Origin of the sequence: Hydrogenimonas sp. (genome assembly GCF_029932565.1) — a bacterium.
Lineage (GTDB): Bacteria > Campylobacterota > Campylobacteria > Campylobacterales > Hydrogenimonadaceae > Hydrogenimonas.
The window spans coordinates 16,597-40,605 of sequence record NZ_JAOZPV010000003.1 but is presented as its reverse complement, the minus strand read 5'-3'; the positions used below and the strand labels follow the sequence as shown (position 1 = coordinate 40,605).

18 protein-coding genes are annotated in these 24,009 nt (G+C 48.9%); 14 read left to right on the top strand and 4 right to left on the bottom strand.

Annotation, left to right across the window (positions count from 1 at the left end; translation table 11 throughout):
- Positions 1 to 43: 43 nt before the first annotated feature.
- The 3 genes from Q1K24_RS00980 to Q1K24_RS00970 are packed head-to-tail and all read left to right on the top strand — an operon-like array spanning position 44 to position 3,701.
- On the top strand, positions 44 to 1,444 hold the full coding sequence (locus Q1K24_RS00980) for an MBL fold metallo-hydrolase (RefSeq protein WP_300364720.1): 1,401 nt from the start codon (positions 44 to 46) through the stop codon (positions 1,442 to 1,444).
- A 10-nt stretch (positions 1,445 to 1,454) separates the two neighbouring features.
- Entirely contained in the window at positions 1,455 to 2,015 is a 561-nt protein-coding gene (locus Q1K24_RS00975; RefSeq protein WP_300364719.1) for a DUF308 domain-containing protein, read from the top strand.
- A 21-nt stretch (positions 2,016 to 2,036) separates the two neighbouring features.
- Positions 2,037 to 3,701, top strand: a complete 1,665-nt coding sequence (locus Q1K24_RS00970) for a Na/Pi symporter (RefSeq protein ID WP_300364718.1) — start codon at positions 2,037 to 2,039, stop codon at positions 3,699 to 3,701.
- A gap of 5 nt (positions 3,702 to 3,706) precedes the next feature.
- Here Q1K24_RS00970 and mgtE read toward each other — a convergent pair whose 3' ends face one another.
- The 3 genes from mgtE to Q1K24_RS00955 all read right to left on the bottom strand — a co-directional run bounded on the left by mgtE (position 3,707) and on the right by Q1K24_RS00955 (position 7,461).
- Positions 3,707 to 5,071: a magnesium transporter gene (gene mgtE, locus Q1K24_RS00965; protein WP_300364717.1), complete on the bottom strand. Its 1,365-nt coding sequence runs from the start codon at positions 5,069 to 5,071 to the stop codon at positions 3,707 to 3,709.
- Between the two features lie 195 nt (positions 5,072 to 5,266).
- Entirely contained in the window at positions 5,267 to 6,445 is a 1,179-nt protein-coding gene (locus Q1K24_RS00960; protein WP_300364716.1) for an OmpA family protein, read from the bottom strand.
- A gap of 80 nt (positions 6,446 to 6,525) precedes the next feature.
- Entirely contained in the window at positions 6,526 to 7,461 is a 936-nt protein-coding gene (locus tag Q1K24_RS00955; protein WP_300364715.1) for a magnesium transporter CorA family protein, read from the bottom strand.
- A gap of 118 nt (positions 7,462 to 7,579) precedes the next feature.
- Here Q1K24_RS00955 and Q1K24_RS00950 point away from each other — a divergent pair, with 118 nt between their 5' ends.
- The 4 genes from Q1K24_RS00950 to glgP are packed head-to-tail and all read left to right on the top strand — an operon-like array spanning position 7,580 to position 13,158.
- Positions 7,580 to 8,551, top strand: a complete 972-nt coding sequence (locus Q1K24_RS00950) for an EI24 domain-containing protein (RefSeq protein ID WP_300364714.1) — start codon at positions 7,580 to 7,582, stop codon at positions 8,549 to 8,551.
- Entirely contained in the window at positions 8,544 to 10,178 is a 1,635-nt protein-coding gene (gene pgm, locus Q1K24_RS00945) for a phosphoglucomutase (alpha-D-glucose-1,6-bisphosphate-dependent) (RefSeq protein WP_300364713.1), read from the top strand. The genes Q1K24_RS00950 and pgm overlap by 8 nt, the downstream gene beginning before the upstream one ends.
- A 10-nt stretch (positions 10,179 to 10,188) precedes the next feature.
- On the top strand, positions 10,189 to 11,451 hold the full coding sequence (locus Q1K24_RS00940; protein ID WP_300364712.1) for a glucose-6-phosphate isomerase: 1,263 nt from the start codon (positions 10,189 to 10,191) through the stop codon (positions 11,449 to 11,451).
- Entirely contained in the window at positions 11,452 to 13,158 is a 1,707-nt protein-coding gene (gene glgP / locus Q1K24_RS00935; RefSeq protein ID WP_300364711.1) for an alpha-glucan family phosphorylase, read from the top strand. It abuts the gene before it with no gap.
- 32 nt (positions 13,159 to 13,190) lie between these two features.
- Here glgP and pyk read toward each other — a convergent pair whose 3' ends face one another.
- The gene (gene pyk / locus Q1K24_RS00930) at positions 13,191 to 14,582 is read right to left on the bottom strand and encodes a pyruvate kinase (RefSeq protein ID WP_300364710.1); all 1,392 of its coding nucleotides are present in this window, start codon (positions 14,580 to 14,582) and stop codon (positions 13,191 to 13,193) included.
- A gap of 175 nt (positions 14,583 to 14,757) precedes the next feature.
- Between pyk and Q1K24_RS00925 the strand changes: the two genes are divergently transcribed.
- From Q1K24_RS00925 to Q1K24_RS00895, 7 genes are read left to right on the top strand one after another with little or no spacing between them, the layout of a single operon-like run.
- Positions 14,758 to 15,717, top strand: a complete 960-nt coding sequence (locus Q1K24_RS00925) for a 6-phosphofructokinase (RefSeq protein WP_300364709.1) — start codon at positions 14,758 to 14,760, stop codon at positions 15,715 to 15,717.
- 35 nt (positions 15,718 to 15,752) lie between these two features.
- Positions 15,753 to 16,031 carry an isoamylase early set domain-containing protein gene (locus Q1K24_RS00920; RefSeq protein WP_300364708.1) on the top strand — a complete coding sequence of 93 codons (279 nt, stop codon included), beginning with the start codon at positions 15,753 to 15,755 and terminating at the stop codon, positions 16,029 to 16,031.
- Between the two features lie 43 nt (positions 16,032 to 16,074).
- Complete coding sequence (locus Q1K24_RS00915; RefSeq protein ID WP_300364707.1) at positions 16,075 to 18,591, top strand: sugar phosphate nucleotidyltransferase; 2,517 nt, start codon at positions 16,075 to 16,077, stop codon at positions 18,589 to 18,591.
- Positions 18,592 to 20,625 carry a glycoside hydrolase family 57 protein gene (locus tag Q1K24_RS00910; RefSeq protein WP_300364706.1) on the top strand — a complete coding sequence of 678 codons (2,034 nt, stop codon included), beginning with the start codon at positions 18,592 to 18,594 and terminating at the stop codon, positions 20,623 to 20,625.
- A 46-nt stretch (positions 20,626 to 20,671) separates the two neighbouring features.
- Positions 20,672 to 21,703, top strand: coding sequence for a galactose-1-phosphate uridylyltransferase (locus Q1K24_RS00905; protein ID WP_300364705.1), 1,032 nt, complete (start codon positions 20,672 to 20,674; stop codon positions 21,701 to 21,703).
- Positions 21,700 to 23,109, top strand: a complete 1,410-nt coding sequence (locus Q1K24_RS00900) for a glycogen synthase (protein ID WP_300364704.1) — start codon at positions 21,700 to 21,702, stop codon at positions 23,107 to 23,109. Before Q1K24_RS00905 ends, Q1K24_RS00900 begins: the two co-directional genes overlap by 4 nt.
- Entirely contained in the window at positions 23,067 to 23,942 is an 876-nt protein-coding gene (locus Q1K24_RS00895) for an ROK family protein (protein ID WP_300364703.1), read from the top strand. Before Q1K24_RS00900 ends, Q1K24_RS00895 begins: the two co-directional genes overlap by 43 nt.
- Positions 23,943 to 24,009: the final 67 nt, after the last annotated feature.

Sequence of the window (24,009 nt, the reverse complement as noted above, 5' to 3'; positions counted from 1 at the left end):
AGCCGGTTATCGCGGCTTTTACACTGCAACAAGGAGGTGTGGAATGGCAACCATTCAATCATACGGGGCCGCGGAAGAGGTAACAGGTTCATGTCACCTCCTGAAGCTCAAAAACGGTATACGGATTCTGATCGACTGCGGCATGTTTCAGGGAGAAGAGGAAGAGGAAAAAAATGCACAGCCTTTCGACTTTGATCCAAAAAAAATCGATCTGCTGCTCATCACACATGCGCACCTTGACCATGTCGGACGCATTCCCAAGCTTGTAAAAGAGGGATTCGAGGGTGTCATTGTCGCAACGAAAGCGACATTCGAGCTTGGCCAGGTTGTACTGCTGGACAGTGCCAAACTTATGGAGGAAGAGTACAGAACGAGGTTCCGAAAGGCGCAGCGCCGCGGTGAAGAAAAACGCGTACCGAAGCCCCTCTATACCACTGAAGATGTTGAAGATACCTATCTCCTTACCCATATCCATGCAAAATATGACAAGCCTCTCAAGATCGCGAAAGGTGTACAGGTTCTGTTTCGCAATGCCGGGCATATTCTGGGCTCTGCAACGATCACCATCCGTTTCAAAGAGGACCAGACAAACAAAACGGTTGTTTTCAGCGGTGATCTCGGGAATAGAAACGATCTCGTCATGCCCTATATTGAAGATGTTCCGAAAGCCGATATGCTCTTCATCGAATCGACTTATGGGGACCGAAACCATAAAAATATCAAAGATACCATTACGGAATTCAAAGAGGCCGTCCGCAGGACGCTGCTGAACCGTGGCAACGTGATCATACCGTCGTTCGCCATTGAACGGACCCAGGAAGTTCTGTGTATACTCAAAGATATGTATCGCAAACGGGAACTGCCGCACTGCAAAGTTTTTCTCGATTCGCCGATGGCGATCAAAGCGACCCATCTTTTTTCAAAATTCCATCAGGAACTCGGCCCCAAATGCAATCAGTTCTATCAGGAAGACGGCGATGTTTTCGGCTTTCCGTATCTCCATTTTACATGTGATGTGGAAGAGTCGAAAAAGATCAACGAAATCGAACGGGGAGCCATCATTATAGCGGGCAGCGGCATGTGTACCGGCGGGCGGATACTTCACCATTTCAAAAATCGGCTCTGGAACGATCGCAACTGTGTCATTTTCGTGGGTTTTCAGGCGGAAGGTACACTCGGAAGGTTGATCGTCGACGGTGCAAAATGGGTGCGTATCTACCGGGAAGATATCCGAATCCGTGCGAAAATCTTCACGATCAACGGTTTTTCGGCCCATGCCGACCAACATGAGCTGATCGAGTGGATGCAGCACATCAAAAAACTTGGTCATGTCTGTCTGATTCACGGGGAGAGAGAAAAACAGATGATTTTCAAAAAAGTGATCAGAAAAAAGTTGGGGAAAAAAGCCCACATCGTCAAATTGAAAGAAAAAATTCATATCTGAAGGATGAGAAATGTGGAATTATCCGTATGAGAAAGATCTGATCAAACGGTTCAGCAAACACGCAACGATGGCAGGTATTGTCTTTATCGTGCTGGGAATTGTCGGTATGCTTTTTCCCGCTTTCCTGTCGATCGCGACCGTCTATCTGATCGGCTGGCTTTTTGTCTTCGGAGGCGTGCTTATCGGTTATTTTACCTATGTGACGGACAGAGGCGAATGGCTTGGATGGCTGAAAACGTTTATCTTCGTGATGACGGGGCTGCTGCTGGTTATCCATCCGCTTCCCGGCATTGCAGCCATCGGACTGCTGCTTGCAATCTACCTGTTGATGGATGCCTTTGGTTCCAGTGCGATCGCTTTTTCCCTGAAACCCGGAAAGGGATGGTGGCTCTGGCTTTTGAATGCACTCTTTTCATTGATTCTCGCCATCATTTTTATCGTGGGTTGGCCATTCAGTTCGGTCTGGCTGGTAGGTCTTTTTATCGGTATCAGTCTCTTTTTCGATGGGGTCCTTCTGCTCTCCATGGGACGTTTTATGAAAGATATGGACCGTTCCGACGACCCTGATTGACGGATGGAACGTCAATAAGAGATGGAAGGTTTGAAACTCGCGATCGAAGCCTTTTCCGGCCTGGGACTTTTCCTGTTCGGAATGATCTATCTCGAGACCCAGATCAGACTGTCAGCCGGCCGTGCATTCCGGAGATGGGTACGTATGGCCACGGGTACACGATTCAAGAGTTTCCTGGCCGGTCTTTTTACGACAGCCATTTTCCAAAGCTCCTCCGTCGTGACCCTGATGGCACTTTCGCTGATCGGTGCACAGTTGATGAATCTGGAACATGCCATCGCGGTCATTTTCGGGGCCAATATCGGAACCACGGTAACGGCATGGATCGTCGGCATCGTTGGATTCAAAATGGATATCAAACTTCTCTCGTTCGCTTTTGTAGGTATCGGGGGACTTGGCAGTGTTCTGATGGAAGAGGGGAGTCGGACGAGAAATACACTCAATGCGATGGTCGGATTCGGTCTCATATTTCTCGGTCTCGAGGGTATGAAGGAGAGTTTCTCTATTTTTGCCGATCACGTTGATATCGGAAGCTATCGTGTCGACCATCTCTATTGGTATGCATTGATCGGACTTGGAATCACGGCGTTGATTCAATCGAGTTCCGCGACGATCGCAATTGTACAGAGTGCACTCTATGCACATATTATCGGTTTCGAAGCGGCAGCGGCATTTGTCGTCGGTTCGAATGTGGGAACGACGGTTACGGCGATGCTGGGCGCCATTGGCGGATCACCCGATAAAAAAAGAACGGCACTGGCCCATTTTCTCTTCAATGTGTCGACCGGTATGCTCACACTCGCTGCACTGAATCCTCTCGTAAAGATCACCGATATACTGCTGCCAGATTCCGATGCAGTCATACGTATTGCACTGTTTCACACGATCTTCAATCTCCTTGGTATTATCATATGGTATCCGTTTATCAAGGTACTTGCCGAGTGGTTGAAACATTTTTTCAAAAAAGAGAAAGCCCATGTGACTCACTATATTCACAATGTTTCCGTGGAAGTGCCCGATGTTGCGATGGATGCGTTGCAAAAGGAGATCGCCCATCTGGCTGAAGAGGTAGAAAATTTTGCACTGCTCGCTGTCAACACACCGCCCGAGAAAGTGTTGAAGGATTCCATGCCGATCGACAAGCTGCTGGACGAGTATAACGAGAACATCAATTTTTCCTACCATCGGCTTTATGCCCATATCCGTCGCCTGGAAGGAGAAATACTGCGTTTTATCACGGAGCTCTCTGTCCAGGGCGGAGGTGAAGTGTTTCAGGCGGATCTTGACCGCATTGCCAGGGTGACGGCCTATCTGGCTACCGCCGCCAAAGCGATCAAAGATATGCTTCACGATCTTGAACGATGGTACAATGTAGAGCATCCGGAAGAGTTGGATTTTCTGCGCAATTTGAGGTATCAGATTATCAAAAGCGTTCAGGCTTTTCACAAAGCATTTGTAAGCCTCGACGTGAAATCGCTTGATGAAATGGAGCGTTTTTACAAACGCATAGCCCAATCCTACAAAAACAGTATGGAGACAATCGGGGATATTGCAAAGAACCGGTCTATCCCATCGGAAATGACGACGATCGCAATCAACGATCTTCATTTGAGCAAAAGTTTTTCGAAATCCCTTCGAAATGTGTTGCTGGAAATGCAGACGCTTAAAACCGAAGCACTCTCATAATAGAGTTACAGCAGAATCATCGTTGCGAGTCCCAGAAAACTGAAGAATCCCACCACATCGGTTACCGTGGTAAGCAGAACGGTCGAACCGACGGCCGGATCGATACCCAGTCCTTTGAGAATGAGTGGAATCGTCGCACCAAAGAAACCGGCAGCCAGAAGGTTGATGATCATCGAGAGGGCGATAACGACACCAAGCAGCGGGATATTGAACCAGACAAATGCGATGAGACCCATGACGATGGCATAGATGAGACCGTTTCCCAATGAGAGCAGAACCTCCTTGGTAATGACCTTTTTCGCTTCTGTGGGGTCGATGTCGCCAAGTGCGAGCTGGCGAACGGTTACCGTCAGGGACTGGGTGCCTGCATTGCCGCCCATTGACGCGACGATCGGCATTAAAACGGCCAGTGCGACGATCGACTGGATGGTCGAATCAAAAAAGCCGATGACGATCGATGCAGCGATCGCCGTCACAAGGTTGACTCCAAGCCATATGGCCCGGGTTTTACCCGCTTCGATGATGTTTTCACTCTCTTCCGACTCCTCCTGGACACCGGCCATTCCGTAAATCTGATCCGTTGCCTGCTTCTCCATCAGGTCGTAGATGTCGTCGGCGGTGATACGGCCGAGAAGTATGTCGAATTCGTCGATGACCGGAAGAACGTTCATGTTGTAGTTACCAGCAAGTTCAATGACCTTGTCGATCGGGTCGTGCGGGTGGACGGCGACAGTCAATGCTCCCTCTTTATCGATGATATTTCGGTAGATTTCATTGGGGCCGTGAAGAACCAGATCTTCCATCGGCATCATACCGAGGAAGCGATCCTTGTTGTCGACGATGAAGACATGGTAGGCATTGTTCAGGCTTCCCTCTCTCTTCATCTCTTTGAGCCGTTTGATGGAGTTGCCCACCGCTTCATTGATATTGGCTTTGAAGAGCTCCGTCTGCATGTAGGCACCTGCTTCATTCTCGTCGTAACTGATGAGTTCGCGGATGACTTTGCTCTCTTCGGCATCGATTTCGTCCAGAACCTCTTCGGCCTTCTCTTCGTCGATCTCTTCGATCTGCTGGACGATATCGGCTGCATCATCGGTGTCCATCTCCTCGATAATCTCTGCCAGCTCTTTGGCATCGATCGCTTCGAGGGCATCCTCCTGGGCATTTTTGGAGAGTTCCGAAAGGGCTTCGGCTTTCAGATCTTCGGGAAGTGATATGAGCAGTTCGACGAAGTGCGATTTGTTCTGGGTACGGACATCTTCAAGCAGTTCGGCAATCTCGTAAGCCTGGGCACTTTCGTCCATTCCTTCCCGGAAAAGTTTGATACGCCGTTCGATCTCTATACTGAGATCATCGATATTGCGGTCCATGCCCACCTCCTGATATTGTTACCCATTGATGCTGGCGCAATTGTACAGGATGGAACCTCTCAATCTGTTGAAATATCAGGAATAGGGTTCGGTCTGTATTGTTCGGGAAAAGTTGGAAACAGATCTGAAAAAAGGTGAAAAAACGAGGGAGATTGGTGACACTTTTCCGCAGATGCGGAAAAGTGTCGAGAGAGTTTACTGACCTTTACCAGGTACGAGTACAACTTCAACGCGGCGGTTTTTCGCGCGTCCCTCTTCGGTATCGTTCGGAGCGATCGGCTTGGTTTCGCCAAAAGCTTCGACTTTGAGACGTGATGCATCGATGCCACGCTCAATCAGAGCTTTTCTGACAGAGTCAGCACGACGTTCGGAAAGCTTCATGTTGTAGGCTGCAGGACCGGTACTGTCGGTGTGCCCTTCAAGAATCGCAGTGACTTCCGGATGCTTTTTCATGAATTCCGCAACACGGTCAACATCCATGAATTCATTGCTCGGAATTTCAGCTGAATCGAACGGGAAATGGAAATAGAGTGTTACGCCGATTGTACAACCCTGTGCATCCACTTTGAATTTTGGCGGTGTATTCGGGCACTGGTCGAGATAATCGGGCACACCGTCTTTGTCGGTATCAAGAGGGCATCCATTTTCATCGACCTGATTGGTTTTGCTGTTCGGACAGTTGTCGAGCGGATCGATAACACCGTCTCCGTCACTATCTGTCGTCACAGGGCATCCGTTGTCGTCGACGATGGTTCCCATCGGTGTGTTGGGACACTTGTCTTTTGTATCGATGACGCCATCTTCGTCACTGTCGAGAGATGTCAAAGGTGCCGCAGCGACCGGCGCAGCTTTTTCGACTTCACCGAAAGGAATCAGGATACCGGCAGTATAGGCGAGCGTTTGACCGCCGTCGTCGAAGCGAATGACATCTTTGACTTCCGCGCGAAGGTTCAGCCACTCGTTGACCGCATATTTGATACCTGCACCGATGGCACCGACACCACCGTCATCCAGTTCGTTTGCCGTCCATGTTTCGTAGCCGAGACCTGCAAGCAGATAAGGACGCAACTTTTCGGACTGATCCTGGAAATGGTAGAGATAATTGGCGAAAATCTGGTTGCCATATGTATCGCCATCGCCTTTGCTGTTGTCGAGATCGACATTGTTGATGAAGTCGTACTCGAGTTCGAGGCCGTGAGTATCACCTTCGATCAATCCAAGGCGGGCACCCAGTGTCCACGCATCGTCAATCCACTCTTTGTTCATTGGGCTGTAGCCACCGCCTGTCACGGTTACAGAATTTGTATAATCCTGTGCCATCATGGTCGTTGCTGCAGCTATGCTTAGCAGCATGAATCCCACTTTCTTAGTCATTCTTACTCTCCTTCTAGCAATGATGTGCCGATTATACATAATAAGTAATTAAAATTGAATAAATGTTGTTAATGTCGATGTCATATCCATCTCTTTTTCCTGAGCCATTTGAATATGATATATGCGATTCCAAGATTCAGTAGCCAGACCGAAATATAACCATATTGCCAATCCAGTTCGGGCATATATTTGAAATTCATTCCATAATTGCCGACGATGAACGTCAACGGCAGGAAAATGAGTGAGATGGCGGCGAGGCGCTGCATCGCCTGATTCATGCGGTTGCTCAGAAATCCCATCAGAAGTGTCTGAAGATATCCGGTTCTGTCGAGATATGTTTTCGACTCGTTTATCAGGAATGAAAGGTGCTCTTTCAGATCGATAAATTCATATTGGAGTTTTCTGCGTATATCGGTTGGAAAATGGTTGATGATTTTGTTGACGATGTCGTTGTGCTGAACGGAAATTTTGCCGATCCGGTTCAGTGTTCGTCTTGCGAAATAGAGGTTTTTCTGTACCTCCTGTTCATCCAGTGTCTGATCGAATATTCTGTCTTCGAGCTCTTCCAGCCGTTCGTCGATCATATCGACAATGCCCATTGTATGGTCCACCAGGATATCAATGACGGAATACATGATATATTCGAGAGAATCGGTCGGTTTGTACCGTTTGTACAGGGTATTGGTAATCGTTTTGATCAGCTTTCTCTCTTTTGCGAGAAAGATGAATTTGTTTTCGCTCAGTATGATGACGACATTGCGTGAATGGAATAGAAGGTTGTCTTCGGGATCCTGTTGAAAATATTTCAGTATGGTGAGTTTGAAATCATTGTTCTCTTCATAGGTGACACTCTGGTCCTCATTGGTGATATCTTCGATAAAACTTTCTGGAAAACTGTGTCTTTCGAGCCAATCGAGGATTTCTCTGTTGTCGATTGTCGTGAAAACGATCTGGGTTTTGTCATCATCGAGAACGATCTCATCCTTTTTCTGAAGCCGATCTGAAAAAATATACACAACAATACTCCTATTTTTCGAAATTTTACTATAAGTTTCCTCAATATCGCGTCCGAAATAAAACTTTATGGTTGAATTTGTTAGACTTTAATATGAATGTGCCTGACAAGGGAGGACGATGAAGCAGATCAACCGCTATCTGATTCGGAGTATAAGCGATATTTTGAAGTGGAATGTGCTCCGATACACGCTGTTTATCGGTATACCGCTCATGGCTGTCTGGCTATGGCTGAGTATGGAAGCATGGGATTATGCCGTTACGATTACTTCGATGATCATCAGCTGGATTCCTTTTTCCATCGTCAAGGCGAACGGTGCACTGTTCATCATCTTTTTTATCTGGTTCATCGCAGTGCTGGTTTCGTTTGCAGCGTTTACCGCATTGATCGGTCCTCCGCTGTTGCGCAGATTGAAAGAGAGAACACAGTATATCTATACATTTACAATGCTCCTGTTGCTCTCGACGTTCTGGGCATTTGTGATACTGATGAAATGGAATTATATTTTCGGTGAAATTCAGCGGTTGCTTACATTGCTGCCGTTCCAGACCGTTGCTGATGCGTCGGCGTGGTTGCTGGCTTTCTACTTTTTCTACAATGCGTTCATTTTGACACTCTTTTTCATTATTTCGCTTTTCAGAAAGCCCTACCTGGAAACGATCCGGGAGCTCGACTATCCCCATATCGTCATCGGGAGTGCGGAAGTCAGCAAGAAACATCATGGGCGGATTCTGATCGATTCGATATTGTTCGTTCTCTTTTCCATTATCGCCTTTCCGATTCTTTTTATTCCCATCGCCAATGTCTTTATGCAGCTTTTTCTCTGGACATGGCTTTATAGAGAATCCTGTTTTCTGAGTACATGCAACCTATACTGCACAGATGAAGATTATCAGATTTTGCGACACCACCGTTTTACAATCTGGTCCATTGCCGCATTCTCGTCGTTTCTCAATTTTTTGCCCGTGATCAATATCTTTGCTCCATTTTTTGCCCAGATCATGTTTTTCCACTGGATTATGGAACACCACAAAGAGAAAGTGATCATACACCCTGAAATCGATGTGAAGGAGGAAATACATCATGGCTGACAAGCTTGCAGGACAACCTGTTCCAAAAGAGAGAATCATCAATCTGCCCCGACTGGTCAGTGATTACTTTTCATTCGAACCCGATCCCTCTGTTCCGACTCAGCGGGTCGCCTTCGGAACATCCGGGCATCGGGGCGGTGCCATGAAAAAGAGTTTCAACGAAAATCACGTACTTGCCATTACCCAGGCGGTCTGCGAATACCGAAACGAAAAGGGATACAAAGGTCCTCTCTATATGGGAATAGACAGCCATGCGCTCTCCACACCGGCACAGATGACGGCGCTGAGGGTTTGTGCGGCCAACAAGGTGACGGTACGGATCGCAAAAGATGACGAATACACTCCGACACCGCTGGTCTCATTCGCCATCCTTCAGCATAACAGGGTTTCGACCGAAACGGCTGACGGCATCGTCATCACCCCGTCACATAACCCCCCGGAAGATGGCGGATTCAAGTACAATCCGCCCAATGGAGGACCCGCAGATACCGATGTGACGGCTGTCGTGGAAAAACGTGCAAACGAAATTCTTGAAAAGGGACTGCAGGATGTCAAGGCACTCAGTTACGAGGAAGCACTCCGGTCGCCCTATGTGGAACCGTATGATTTCATAACTCCCTATGTCGAATCACTGAAAGAGATCATCGATATCGATGCGATCAAACAGTCGGGCCTCAGGCTCGGAGCCGATCCACTCGGTGGCTCGGCGTTGGGTGTCTACAAAAAGATCAAAGAGGTCTACGATCTGAATATGGAGATCGTCAATCCCTATATCGATCCGACCTTCTCCTTCATGACACTCGATCACGATGGAAAAATCCGTATGGACTGCTCCTCTCCCTATGCGATGGCATCGCTCGTGCGACTCAAAGAGGATTACGACATTGCATTCGGCAACGACACGGATGCCGACCGGCATGGAATCGTGACACCGGCGGGCGGGCTGATGAACCCGAACCATTATCTGAGTGTGGCGATCTGGTATCTGTTCAAACACCGCACCGCATGGCCCGATGGGTTGAAAATCGGCAAAACACTCGTATCGAGTTCGATGATCGACCGTGTCGCGAAAGAGATCGGCAGGGAAGTATATGAAGTGCCTGTCGGTTTCAAATGGTTCGTCGACGGACTCTATGAAGGATGGCTCGGGTTTGGAGGTGAGGAGAGTGCAGGGGCATCTTTCCTGCGCTTCGACGGTGCAGTCTGGTCAACCGACAAGGATGGGATCATCATGAATCTTCTTGCAGCGGAAATCAAGGCGGTGACAGGCCGTGATCCGGCCGAAATCTATGCCGATTTCGAAACGTCGTTCGGGAAATCCTATTATGCGCGTATCGATGCCGCAGCCACTCCGGAACAGAAAGCGAAACTGAAAGGGTTGAGTCCGGAAGATATCAAAGTGGAAGATCTGGCTGGGGAAAAGATTCTCGGAATCTTTACGAATGCCCCCGGAAACGGAGCACCGATCGGCGGTCTGAAGCTGGTTACGGAGAATGGATGGGTCGCTATGCGTCCCTCGGGTACCGAAGATATCTATAAGATCTATGCGGAGAGTTTTTTGTCTCAAGATCATCTTGCCAATATCCAACGATCTGCACAACAGATCGTCACAGAGCTGATCAGCTAAAAGGAAATGCATGATAACCTATTCACTTGAGTACGACTGGACACCGGATGAAGCGACCGAAATCTTGATGGCAGAGGCATATGGCAAAATCACCGAGGAGCGTGAAACCGGTGTTGCCGGCTACTATCATCTGCCGGAAGATTCGAAACTGCTGAATACGGAGATACGCGCATATGCCGCTTCCAACCCGCTGATAATGGATTGTGACACGATAGCCGTTATCGGTATCGGCGGTTCTTCACTCGGTACAAAAGCTGTGGACGCGATGTTGCGGCACAAAACACCGGGTCTCAAACGGCTGGTTTTTCTGGAGAATCCCGATCCTGTCGACATCAGTCAAAAGTTTGCCACGATAGAGAAAGAGAAGACGCTGTTTATCGTCGTTTCAAAATCGGGTTCCACGATCGAAACGATGTCAATTTTCAAAGCGGCGATTTCGCACTTCGCACTGGATCTCGATGAAAAAGAGAAATCACGGGTTATCGTTGTGACAGATGAAGGTTCGGTATTGTGCCACTTTGCCGACTATCATGGTGTGAAAGCCTATACGATTCCCGACAATGTGGGTGGACGTTTTTCCGTACTCAGTGCCGTAGGCCTGGTGCCCCTGACGTTGGCGGGCTACGATACCTGCTCGATACTTCAGGGTGCTGCCGATATGGTTGCACGTTTTTTCGGGCGTCGGGAGAAACATATCGAAAAAAAGGCCGCATTTCTGGCAACCCATTGGGAAACGTATCGAATGAACGTTCTCTTCTCCTACTCGACATGCCTGGAGAATTTCACAAAGTGGTATGTGCAGTTACTGGGAGAGTCGCTCGGCAAGAGGAACCGAAGCGGCGAGCCTATCGGATTGACTCCCATCGGCCAGATCGGCTCGATCGACCAACACTCTTTTCTGCAGCTCATCATGGAAGGCCCGCGGGATAAAAGTGTAACGTTTTTGAAGATTTCTGATTTTGAAAACGATTTGCAAATCCCCGACATTTCACTGAAACATATCGAAAAAACCGATTACATCAATGCCCATACATTCAACGAACTGATCAACGCGGAATGCGATGCGACCCATCAGAGTATTGTGGAAGAGGGGATTCCCGTCGATTCAATCACGCTCGATAAAATAGGTGAACGAAATATCGGAGAATTGATAGTATACTATGAATTGCTTACATCCCTAATGGGTGCGATGCTCGATATCAATACCTATGATCAGCCCGGCGTGGAACGTGGCAAAAATATTCTTATGAAAACTTTCGAAAAGGACAAGTAGATGGTGAAAAATCTGTTTCCCTATGTCATTGATGAGCAGTTCAAAACAAAGGTTGCCTATTTTTCAATGGAGTTCGCGATTGACCAGGCTTTGAAAACCTATTCGGGTGGACTCGGTTTTCTTGCCGGCTCCCATATGCGGAGTGTCAATGACAAACGACAGCATACGATCGGTATCGGGATGCTGTGGAGTTATGGCTATTACGACCAGGGACGTCACGAAGACAACACGCTGAAAATCGATTTTCGGCGCAAGTTCTACTATTTTCTTCAGGAGACAGGTATCACGGTCGAGGTCATGATCAACGGAAAGCCGGTTCATGTCAAAGCCTATCTTCTGCCAGCCGAAACGTTCGATTCGGCTCCGGTCATTCTGCTGACGACGGATATTTTCGAAAACGACTATCTCTCCCGGACGATCAGTCACAAACTTTACGATCCCAATGAGGAGACGCGTATTGCTCAGGAGATCGTACTGGGTATCGGCGGGGCCAAAGTTCTGGAAGCGATGGATATCGATATCGATATCTACCATATGAACGAGGGACATGCCCTCCCCATGGTTTTTGAGTTGATGAAACGATATCCGGAACTTGAAGAGCTCAAAAACCATGTCGTTTTTACGACACATACACCGGAGATGGCCGGCAATGAAGTCCACAATGTCCACTTTCTGGGACGAATGGGGTATTTCAATGACTTTTCCGTCGGGGAGATTCAGCAGAAACTTGACTATTTCGATGAAAATTTTTCTCTGACGGTCGGTGCGCTCAAAACATCGAAACGTTCCAATGCCGTTTCGAAGATTCATGAGAAAGTGGCCAATGAAATGTGGAAGGGTGTTCCCGGAAAGTGCGAAATCATCAGTATCACCAATGCCCAAAACATGCGATACTGGGCCGATAAACAGCTGTTGAGCTGGATGCTTGAACACGAAGACTATCAATTGGTCGGTCGAAAAAAACATCTCAAACATATCCTTTTCGAAGAGGTGGCCGACCAGACCGGCAAACTTTTCGATCCGGATGTGCTGACACTGGTGTGGGCACGCCGTTTCGCCGAATACAAACGGCCATGGCTTTTGACCTACGATATGGAGCGTTTCAGAGCACTCCTGGCAAACACGGAACAGCCGATTCAGATTATCTGGGCCGGAAAACCTTTCCCTCTCGATTATCGGGCTGTGTCGATGTTCAACGATCTGATCCTGATGTCCAAAGAGTTCAAAAATGTCGCGGTATTGACAGGGTATGAGCTCAGGTTGTCAAAGATGCTCAAGCAGGGCTCCGACGTCTGGCTCAACACACCGAGATGGGGGCGTGAAGCGAGCGGTACAAGCGGCATGAGTGCAGGTATCAACGCGTCGATACATTTTTCGATTCCGGATGGATGGCATGCAGAGTTTCAGAAAGACGGCATCAATTCGTTTACGATTCCCCATGCCGATCCCTCACTGCCTATCGAGGAGCAGGACAAACTGGATTATCTCGCGATGATGGAGAAACTGGAAAATGTCATCCTGCCGATGTATTACAATGATCCGAAGGAGTGGGTGAAAATCGCGAAAAACGGCATGAATGATATCCATGGCTATTTTACATCGTCACGGATGGTTGTGGAATATTACGAAAAACTCTATAACTACAAACCGTATGAAGCCAAAAGGCTTTCCGACAGATTGGCCAAGGATCATGCTCCTTTGACCTGACAACTGCCGATACTCGGCAGTTGTTTTTTATCTTACAGCATACGGTCTTCTCTGCGAATATAACGGATGCTCCTACCCATCGATATCCGCTCACCGAGATAACCGGTAACCAGCAAAAACGCATCCGGGTCCTTTGCATGTTTTGCCAAAAGATCCCGGATCAGCTCCTGCTCCGTTTTGAAACTGGTTTCGTCGATCGACACTGCACCGGCGACACCCCATACCAACGACGTTTTGTTGATGAGTAGAGGATCGGTCGTAATGGCGAAGAGCGGCTCTTTCGGACGATATTTGCTCAGATGGAGCATCGTATATCCCGACATCGTCAATGCTGCAATAAAGTTACTTGGCAAGACCTGGGCCAGCGCAGCCGCTGCGTGGGGAAATGCTTCGCCCGGAGTCGTGTCGAACTGTTTGTAGTAGGGGTAGTACTCCTGTGTCTGAAGAATCGTGGCCACCAGTGTATCGACCGCTTCGTTCGGGTAGTTGCCCGCCGCCGTTTCGTCGGAAAGCATGACGGCGTCGGTCCCGTCGAATACGGCATTGGCGATATCGGAGACCTCCGCACGGGTCGGATAGGGTGAGTTGACCATCGAGGTGAGCATCTGGGTCGCTGTGATAACGGGCTTCCCTTTCATGTTGCATTTTTTGATAATCTTCTTCTGAAGGACGGGAACTCTGGAAAGCCCCGCTTCGGCACCCAGATCACCTCTGGCTACCATGATGGCGTCACTCTCATCGATGATCATGTCGATATTCTCTACGGCTGTCGTTCGCTCGATTTTGGAAATAATCCAGGCTTTCCCACCTGCTTCACGCTGGATTTTCCGTGCCTCTATGACATCTTTTTCGCTGCTGACGAATGAGATGGCGACGAAGTCGACACCTTTTTGGGCTCCGAATCGTATGTCGTCTCTGTCCTTGTCCGTCAACGCGTGCAAAGTGATGTCGGCCTTCGGAAAATTGACACCTTTCCCCTCCATCAGGCGTCCGGGAGTCAGAATTTCGAGCACGACACTTCCATCTCTCTTTTCGACAACCCGGGTCTGAACCGTTCCATCGGCGAAAAAGATCTCATCATCGACTTTCAGGTCATCGATAATGCCGGGAAAACTGATTGTGAATGCATCGCCCTCTGCTTCCGTAGCGAGAACGCATCGTTCCCCTTTTTTCACCTCCCTGGGGCTTTCCATCCCGCGTATACGAATTTTGGGACCGCAGATATCCTGCAGAATACCAATAATACGCCCCTTTTTTTCCGCGATGGATCGTATCGTTTCGATCGTTTTTCCATGCTCCGAATAGGAACCGTATGAGAAATTGAGCCGGAAGAGGTTGACACCGTGATCGATCAGTGATGCGATGGAGTCGGGATTGTTGGTCGAAGGGCCGATTGTGGCGACGATTTTGACTTTCCTGTTCATGATTTTCCTTGATAGCTGTTATTTTCTTGTTATTTTCAGATATAAAATGATATCATAAAACCCAGTAATAGAACTGTAACCGTATCCCTGTATAAAATAGCGGAGAAAACGCTGACCGCGAGCATCAGGCGGTTGAATATATATAAAGTAAATTTATATTTTCCAAGGAGAGTAGATGGCATTGGCGGTGATGTGTTCGGGTGGAGACGCTCCGGGCATGAATGCTGCGGTCAAAAAATTTGTTGACTATGCATTCGATAAAGGGGAAGAACCCTACCTTGTCTTTGACGGTCTCGAAGGATTGATCGATGGAAAGATCAAAAAGGCCGAACACAAGGATGTGGCTGGCATTCTTCACCGGGGCGGATCGATCATACGATCCTCCCGTTCGAAACGGTTTTTCGAGTATACGTATCGTCAACAGGCTTATGAGAATTTGAAAAAATACAATATCAACGGACTGGTTGTGCTGGGCGGGGATGGTTCCTTTCGTGCGATGGATCGCTTCAGTGAGGACTTTCCCATCAATTTTGTCGGTATTCCGACGACGATCGACAACGATATATACGGTACGGAATACTGCCTTGGGGTCGATACCGCACTCAATACGATACGGGATGCACTCGATAAGATCTATGACACCGCATCCACGTTCAACCGTGCCTTCGTCGTCGAGGTGATGGGAAGAGAATGTGGGTACCTCGCTGCGATTTCCGCTATCAGTTCCGGTGCGGAAATCTGTCTGATTCCCGAGGTCGACTTTGTACTGCCGACCATCGAGGAGAAACTGCTTCGCGAGATCGAAAATGGCCGCCGGTATGTACTTGCAATAGTTGCAGAAGGTACGAAAATGACCGGGGAAGTTGCGAAGTGGCTTGAAAACAGGATTGGAATGGATACCCGTGTGACGATCCTCGGCCACATCCAGCGTGGTGGTGTCCCCACGACATTCGATCGGATGATGGGGTTTGAGTTTACGGTTCATGCCATCGACCATTTGTGCCGGTCGAAGGAGATGAACAAAGTCGTGGTCTGGAACAAAGGCGAATTCGGTCTTTTGGACATCGATACTGTTGTCAGCAACAAAAACCAGGTCAATCCGCATCATCTGGCGATGCTCAATGTTCTGGACTGATCGGAAAAACAACCAAATATCAAAGGAGAAAATCAATGGTTAAGATTACAAAAAAAGGCAAAAAAGCGTGGGTGACGTTTACGGCTCCGACGACGGAGTGTGATAGCGTAGCGATCAAAGGGAGTTGGAACAAATGGGAACCTGAAACGATGAAAAAGAAAAAGAGCGGTGAGTTCTACATCACAAAAGTTCTTCCAGTCGGCGAGTCGTTTGAGTTCGGTTACCTTGTCGATGAAAGCGACTGGCTTGCCGACCATGAGCTTCCGTTGGCAGAAACACCGTTTGGAAGCAAAAATTCAGTCTTGGAGCTGTAGAATTAATAATGATAGATTAATTTAATTATCAAAGGACTTTATGATGTCGAAGAAAATCAAAGCGGTGATGCTCGCCGGTGGATTTGGCACTCGAATCCAGCCCTTGACACATTCCGTTCCCAAACCGATGCTGCCGGTCGTCAATCTTCCGATGATGGAACACACGCTTAACCGGCTTGTCGAAATCGGTATCGACGAAGTGGTCATTCTGCTCTATTACAAGCCGGATGTCATCAAAAACCATTTCGGCGACGGGAGCGACAGGGGCATACAGATTCACTATGTACTGCCTGACGACGATTACGGCACGGCAGGTGCCGTGGGACTTGGACGGGAGTATCTCGATACCACTTTTATGATCGTCAGCGGTGATCTGGTGACCGACTTTGATTTCAAAGAGATCTTCGATTATCATGAGGCGAAGAGATCGAAACTGACGATAACGCTGACATCCGTCGAAAATCCTCTCCAGTTTGGCGTCGTCATTGCCAACGAAGAGGGGAAGATCGAGAAGTTTTTGGAAAAACCGAGCTGGGGCGAAGTGTTCAGTGATACGATCAATACCGGTATCTACATCATCGAACCGGAGATTCTCGAATACATTCCGGTCGGTGAAAACTTCGATTTCGCGAAAGATCTCTTCCCTCTCCTGATGAAAGAGGGAATCGATCTGATGGGTTTCAATGCAGTCGGCTACTGGCGCGATGTCGGCAATCCGGACAGCTATCGTGAAGTGCATGACGACATTCTCAACGAACGTCTCAATTTCAACATTCCCGGCAAAAAAGTCGACTATCCCGACGGGACTCTCTATCTGACGGGAGAGAGCCGACTGGATGAGAGTATCGAAATAATCGGAAATGTCGTGATCGGTGCGAATGTCCATATCGGAAGAGGCACCAAACTGAACAATGTCGTTATTGGCGACAATGTAAATCTGGGGGAAGAGTGCCAGATCAGAAACTCGGTACTGTGGCACAACATCGAAATCGGCAAGAAATTCGTTCTCGATAACGGTATCATCTGCAACAACAACAGGATCGACGACAACGTCACGGCGAAAGCGGGGCTCATACTCGCCGAAGGGTGTACAGTCGGAAAACTTGTCCGCTTCGAGCAGGATGTCACGATCTGGCCGGACAAAGAGATCGAACCGGCTGCCATTGTCAACAGGAACGTCGTCTGGGGCAGCAGATACAAAAACTCCATTTTCCAGTATGGGAGCGTATTGGGAAAATCCAATGTTGAACTCAGCTGTGAAATGGCAACGAAACTGGCAGAAGCCTATGCTGCCGAACTGCCGCCCGGAACGACCGTGATGGTGGGACGTGATCATGACAAGAGTTCGCGTATGATCAAACGGGCATTTCTCGGAGGTCTTCTCTCTGCCGGTATCGATGTGGTCGATCTAAAGAGTCTTCCACCGTCGATTGTACGCTATTCGATTTCACATAATGAGAATATTGTGGGTGGTGCCTATGTGCGCCGGAATATGTATGATCCGACATCGACAGAGATCAACTTTTTCAACGAAGACGGGCTTCGAATCGACAACAATACGGCAAAATCGATCGAAAAAGCATTTTTCAACGAAAAATTCAGACGGGTCGAATTTACGAAAATCGGGGCCATTCACGAGAGTCTGAACTGGGAAGAGTGCCATGACTATCGCACGGCGATCGAGCTGGCAGTGGACCAAAAGATTCTGCGTTCGAAAAACGTACGAATCGCTGTCGACCTGATGCATGGCATCACTGCCGATGTCTTTCCGAAAATACTGAGCGACATCGGGCTCAACAACATCACGCTCAATGCGCATGCCGAAACGCGCAGCGTCAGCAGTCTCGAACATCTGATCAGCAAGGCGAAAAGCGATCTTTCCACAATCGTGCCTTCACTGGGTCTCGATGCCGGCTTTGCCATTTTTTCCGGCGGGCAGCGTGTGGCTATCGTGTGCGACAAAGGGAATTTTTTCGACAAAATCGAGGGACTCTCCATTGTATTGTATCTGCTCAATCTGGAAGCAAAATCGCAAAATCGCAATATGAAGGTATTTCTTCCGACGTGGGCTCCCGACACCGTCGAATATGACCATCTGATCATCGAGCGGGGTGTCTATAGCAACTTCAAAGCGGAGAAACTGCGTGAATACGATCTTATCGCGACAATCGACGGCAACTTTGCATTTACCGACTTCACGCTCCATCGTGATGCGATGTATGCGGCACTGAAAATATTGGAAATGCTCATTCGCCATGACGTCAAACTCTCCGAAATCGGCAGCAAAATCCATCCGTTCTATTACAAAACGATAAAGATTCCCTGTCCACAGGCATTGAAGGGCAAGATGATGAGAAAATTCATCGAGATTTCGAAAGAGAAAAAACATTCGACTATCGATGGTGTCAAAATCTGGGAGAATGAGACCGACTGGATTCTGATGATTCCGGATACCTATGGCGACTATCTGAATATATACCTGCAGGCCAAAGACGATGCCGCAGGTGAGAGACTCTACAAAAAATATGCCGCTCTTATCGCAGAGTGGATGAACGAGTAGATGGCGATAACGCTCAATTTTTTCTGGCACATGCATCAGCCGGACTACCGCAATGCGGAGGGGAAGATGCATATGCCATGGGTCTTTCTGCATGCCATAAAAGACTACTATGAGATGCCGTGGCTGCTATCGCGATATCCGACACTCAAAGCGACATTCAATATCACACCTCCCCTGATTGAGCAGCTTCGTATCTATATCGAAGAGGGTATCGAACGGGACATCTTTCTCTCACTCTGGATCAAAGAGCCGCGCGATCTGAGCAGTGACGAGCGAAGTTACGTTATTAAAATATGCCATTCCCCGCAATTTGACACGATGGTCAAACCATTTCACCGGTATGTGGAACTCTTCAAACGGGATGATCTGAACGACAACGAATTCATCGAACTCGAGGTCCTTTTCATGCTGGCATGGTGCGGCAACTATCTGCGGGAAAAGGATGAGACCGTCAGCCGTCTTATTCACAAGGGTCACGGGTATACCGGTGCCGACAAACAGGAGCTTATGGACGCTCTGTTGCACTTTCTGACGACTATAAAGCCTTTCTACAAAGAGTTGCTGGAAAAGGGTCAGATATCGTTGGCGACCACCCCGTTCAATCATCCGATCCTGCCGATACTTATCGACATGACCAATGCAAAAATCTCCAACCCCCATACCGAAATTCCCGCCAACCATTTTCCGCTTGTGGAAGATGCGAGAGAACAGGTCCGCTGGGCCATCGATCTGTACGAGAAGGTTTTTGGCTGCAGACCGACAGGATTCTGGCCAGCCGAGGGTGCTGTGGATGAAAAGAGTGTCGAGATCTACAAAGAGTTTGGACTCCGATGGATCGCAACGGACGAAGCAATACTTTTCAAGTCGCTTTCATTGGATACCGAGCAGAGGGAAGAGCTGTACAAACGTTACGCCTACCACGATATTTTCATCGCATTCAGAGATCATAGATTGAGCGATCTTATTGGTTTTACCTACCGTTTCTGGGAAGGGGACAGGGCCGCCGACGATTTCATCCATCACCTGCATGCAATCGACCGAAAGGTCGAAAACGCTACGATTTCCGTCATTCTGGACGGTGAGAATGCCTGGGAATTCTATCAGAACAATGCGTTCGACTTTTTCGATGCGTTGTATAGAAAATTGAGTCATACACCATGGTGCCGGACTGTTACGATGGACGAGCTGAGCCGGAAGCACGATGTCGACATGCCGAGACTCCATCCGGGTTCATGGATTTACGGAACATTCGATACATGGGTGGGACATCCGGAGAAAAACAGTGCATGGGAGTTGATCTATCAGACCAAAAACGATTTCAACCATCATGCACCGCAATTGACGGAAGAGGTCAAGGCGCAGATTACCGACCATTTTCTCGCTGCCGAGTGTTCCGACTGGTTCTGGTGGTATGGTGAAGACCACTACACCGATTATGCAGAAGAGTTCGACGAACTCTTCCGCAGCCATCTGATCACGATCTACAAGCTGATGGATGTGGTTCCGCCGAGCAGTCTCTTCAATCCGATCGCCGGCAACAGAAAAGATCTGCATGCACTGATCAACGAACCGAAATTTTCCATCCAGCCCCGTATTGATGGCCATATCACATCGTTTTTCGAATGGCTCGGCAGCGGTATGATCGATGAAACCCGCATCTTTTCGACAATGGACAAAGTACGGGGACCGATCTCGACAATCCATTGGGGTGAAGATCGCGATTCGGTTTTCATACGTCTGGACGGTGATATCGATGCATTGAAAGAGAACGGTATGGTGCGTCTCTATGTCAGGGAGTTGAACGAGACGATCGATATCGAATTGAATCGCTCTCCAATGTTGGGCGACATCTCGATGGCCATCGAAAAGATCATCGAAATCGGCATCAACAAGCGCCTCTATTTTCATGGTCTCAAACAGGCCTCTCTGCGTCTGGAGATTCTCAAGGATGGGGAAGTGGTGCAGGTACTGCCCGGAGTTTCCGAACTTGTCATCGATCTGACGGAAGACTATTCGAAAAACTGGTTTATATGATCGATGGAGGAAAAAGTGTGCAACACGAAAAGAGTAGGAGCGCTGGATGTCCGAAATCCGTTATGACCTGATACACGATGAGTATGCTTTGATCGCACCCGAACGCCTGCACCGGCCCGACTGCTACAAATATGTGAGCGGAGAAGAGAACGATACAAGATCGTGTCCCTTCTGTGAAGGTCACGAATCGATGACGCCGCACGAAATCTATGCCATCCGTGAAAATGAACCCGATACGCCGGGATGGAAAACCCGTGTCGTCCCCAACCTCTACAAAGCGGTACAGATCGAAGCGGCGTGGGAGAGCAAAGAGGTGGGAATCTATCAGGCATGGGAAGGTCTGGGTGCCCATGAAGTGATTGTCGATACACCCCGCCATCTGACACGCATGGATGCCTGGACACATGAGGAATATTTCAACTGGCTCTATACGTTGCGATCCCGCATTAACGACTTGAAAAACGATTTCAGGCTCGTCTATTTCTCGCTTTTCAAAAATCACGGCCATTATGGTGCCGCAACCCAGTCTCATCCCCATACGCAGCTGATTGCGCTTCCGATTGTGCCGAAACGAAAGATGGATCAGCTCTTGCGGGCCCACCGCTATTTCCTCGAGCGCCGTCACAACATTTTCGAAAGTGTCCTCTCCGAGGAGGAGCATGATGGCGATCGGATCATTATAAAGAGCGAACATTTTATGACTATCTGCCCCTTTGCATCGACATTTGCATTCGAAGTGATGGTTATCAGCCGTGAAAGTGCCGCATCGTTGACCGATTTGAACGATATCAAGCTGCAGGATCTCGCGAATGTTCTCAAGCAGACGATCGACGCGCTCTATCAACAGTTGGGCGACTTCGATTTCAATATCACATTCAATACTCCTCCGGTGCAAAAGAATGTCACGACGGAATCCTTTTTCGATGCACTGCCTCAGATGTGGCGCTTCGGACTTCGAATCGTGCCGCGTCTTTTTCGGCTCGGTGGATTCGAATTTGGCAGCGGCGTCCATATCAACCCCGTTTCGCCCGAAGAGGCGGCTGACCTTTTGAGAAGTGTCGTCGAAGGAAAACGATGAGAGTGCTTTTCACTGCGGCCGAAATATTTCCCTTCGCCAAAACAGGAGGATTGGCGGATATCGCACACGCTCTTCCCAAAGCGCTTTCGGAACACCTGGATGTCGTATCGTTGATGCCGCTTTATCGTTTCATCGACAAAAAGAGATACCAAATAGAACCGACCGGCATGGAGATGACGCTGATCGTTGGCGAGACGCTCCATACGGTCGAGATTTTTTCAACGCATTATGAGGGAGTGGAACATCTTTTCGTCTACAACGAGACACTCTGCGACTGTGAAGGGATATATGGCCCACCGGGAGGTTGTTACGAGAACAACGATATCCGTTTCGCTATTTTCTCTCATGCCATTGTAGAGCTCTCCAAACGCCTTTCGATCGAACTGCTTCATCTCAACGACTGGCATACGGCGCTCGCGGCGCCCCTCGTAAAAGATGCCGGACTGAAAACCCGGATCGTGTTTACGATCCACAATCTCGCCTATCAGGGTATCTTTCCGCCCCTCTCCATCAGTCGTACGGGTCTGTCGCCACACCATTTCACGCTAGAGGATATGGAGTTCTATGGTTCGCTCAACTGGTTGAAAGGCGGCATCGCCCACAGTGACGCCGTGACGACGGTGAGTCCGAGCTATGCGGTCGAGATACAGCTGCCGGAGTTCGGCTGTGGACTCGACGGATTTTTGCGGTTGCATCACGAAAAACTCTCCGGTATTCTCAACGGTATCGATACGACTCTGTATGACCCATCGGGCGATCCGTCGCTGCCCTACCATTTCAGTGCCGGACGTATGGCCAACAAGAGCCGGTGCAAAAAGGCCTATCTCGAGGAAATCGATATCGACACGCCGGAGCTTCCTCTTTTTATTTTCATCGGACGTTTTGTCGAGCAGAAAGGTCTGGACTGGATCATTGATGCAGCCAATGTGATTGGGAAGTTCCCGATGGTTCTTTCGATACTGGGCGGAGGAGAGAGACGTTACGAGATGCTGTTCGATGCGCTTTCACAACAGTATTCCAATATCCATGTGCAGATTGGTTATGACGAATCGCTCTCCCATCGCATGTATGCGGCTGCCGATTTTCTGTTGATGCCCTCGCGGTTCGAACCGTGCGGACTCAATCAGATGATCGCGATGCGTTACGGAACCATCCCTGTTGTGCACCGCATCGGAGGATTGCGCGACACCGTCCATCCCTGGAACGGGAAAGAGCCCCTGTGCGGCAAAGGAGTCTCTTTTTCCGAGCCCGGTGCTTCGGGGTTGGTTCGCGCCATCGAAGAGGCGATAGAACTTTACGACACGAGGCGGACATTCCGCAGAATCAGGAAGTTTGATATGGATTGCGACTTTTCCATAAGGCGATGCGCGCAACGTTACGAATCACTCTACAGGACTCTTTTTTGAGCCGGCTTGCGATCGATATCGGAGGTACACACTTGCGATATGAGCTCATTGGAGAAACTGAAGTGTGCGGCAATATGTCGAGTCGGGACTCAGAGCTAGCGCACTTCATCGGGACGATGATCGAAAAATATTCCGATATCGACGCCGTCGCGATTTCGTTTGCAGGACAGGTGCACGATGGCACAATACTTTCGGCCCCCAACATCGAGACCGAAATAGTTGACATCCAGGCCCATTTCGAATCGAAATATGGCATTCGTGTCCGGATAGAGAACGATCTCAACTGTGCCGCGTTGGCCGAATCGGTTTACTGGGGAGAGGAGAATCTGGTGGCTCTCTATTCGGGCACAGGGCTTGGCAGCGGCATCATTGAAAAAGGAGAGATCGTTTATGGGTCGAGAGGCCTTGCCGGGGAGATCGGACACATCCCCTATCGGGAAGCGCCCTTCGCCTGCGGCTGCGGAAAACACAACTGCATCGAACTCTATGCATCCGGCAGCGGTATCGAAAAATGGATGGCCCATCTGGATTGCAAAGAGCCTGTCGATCTCGACAGGCTCTTTCGTTCCGGCAGTGAAAGTTGCCGTTCGATTGCCGAGAAATATATCGATGCCCTGCTGTATGCCGCCGCGACACTCGTGACACTCTGCAACCCGAAAATCGTCGTGCTGGGAGGCGGAGTGATCCGGCACAATCCGTTCGTGTTGGAGTCTCTGAACGCCAGACTTGGCGATTTTGCACTGCATGCTGCGATGGAGGATCTCCGACTGGAGGCAAGCCATATCGAAAACGCCTCTTTGGAAGGGGCGAAGCTGTTGTTGGATACAATGTAACCAAGAGATGAACGGTGAAGGGCAGACGGTGCACGAAAAGAGGAACGGATCGTCACCGTTGACTGTT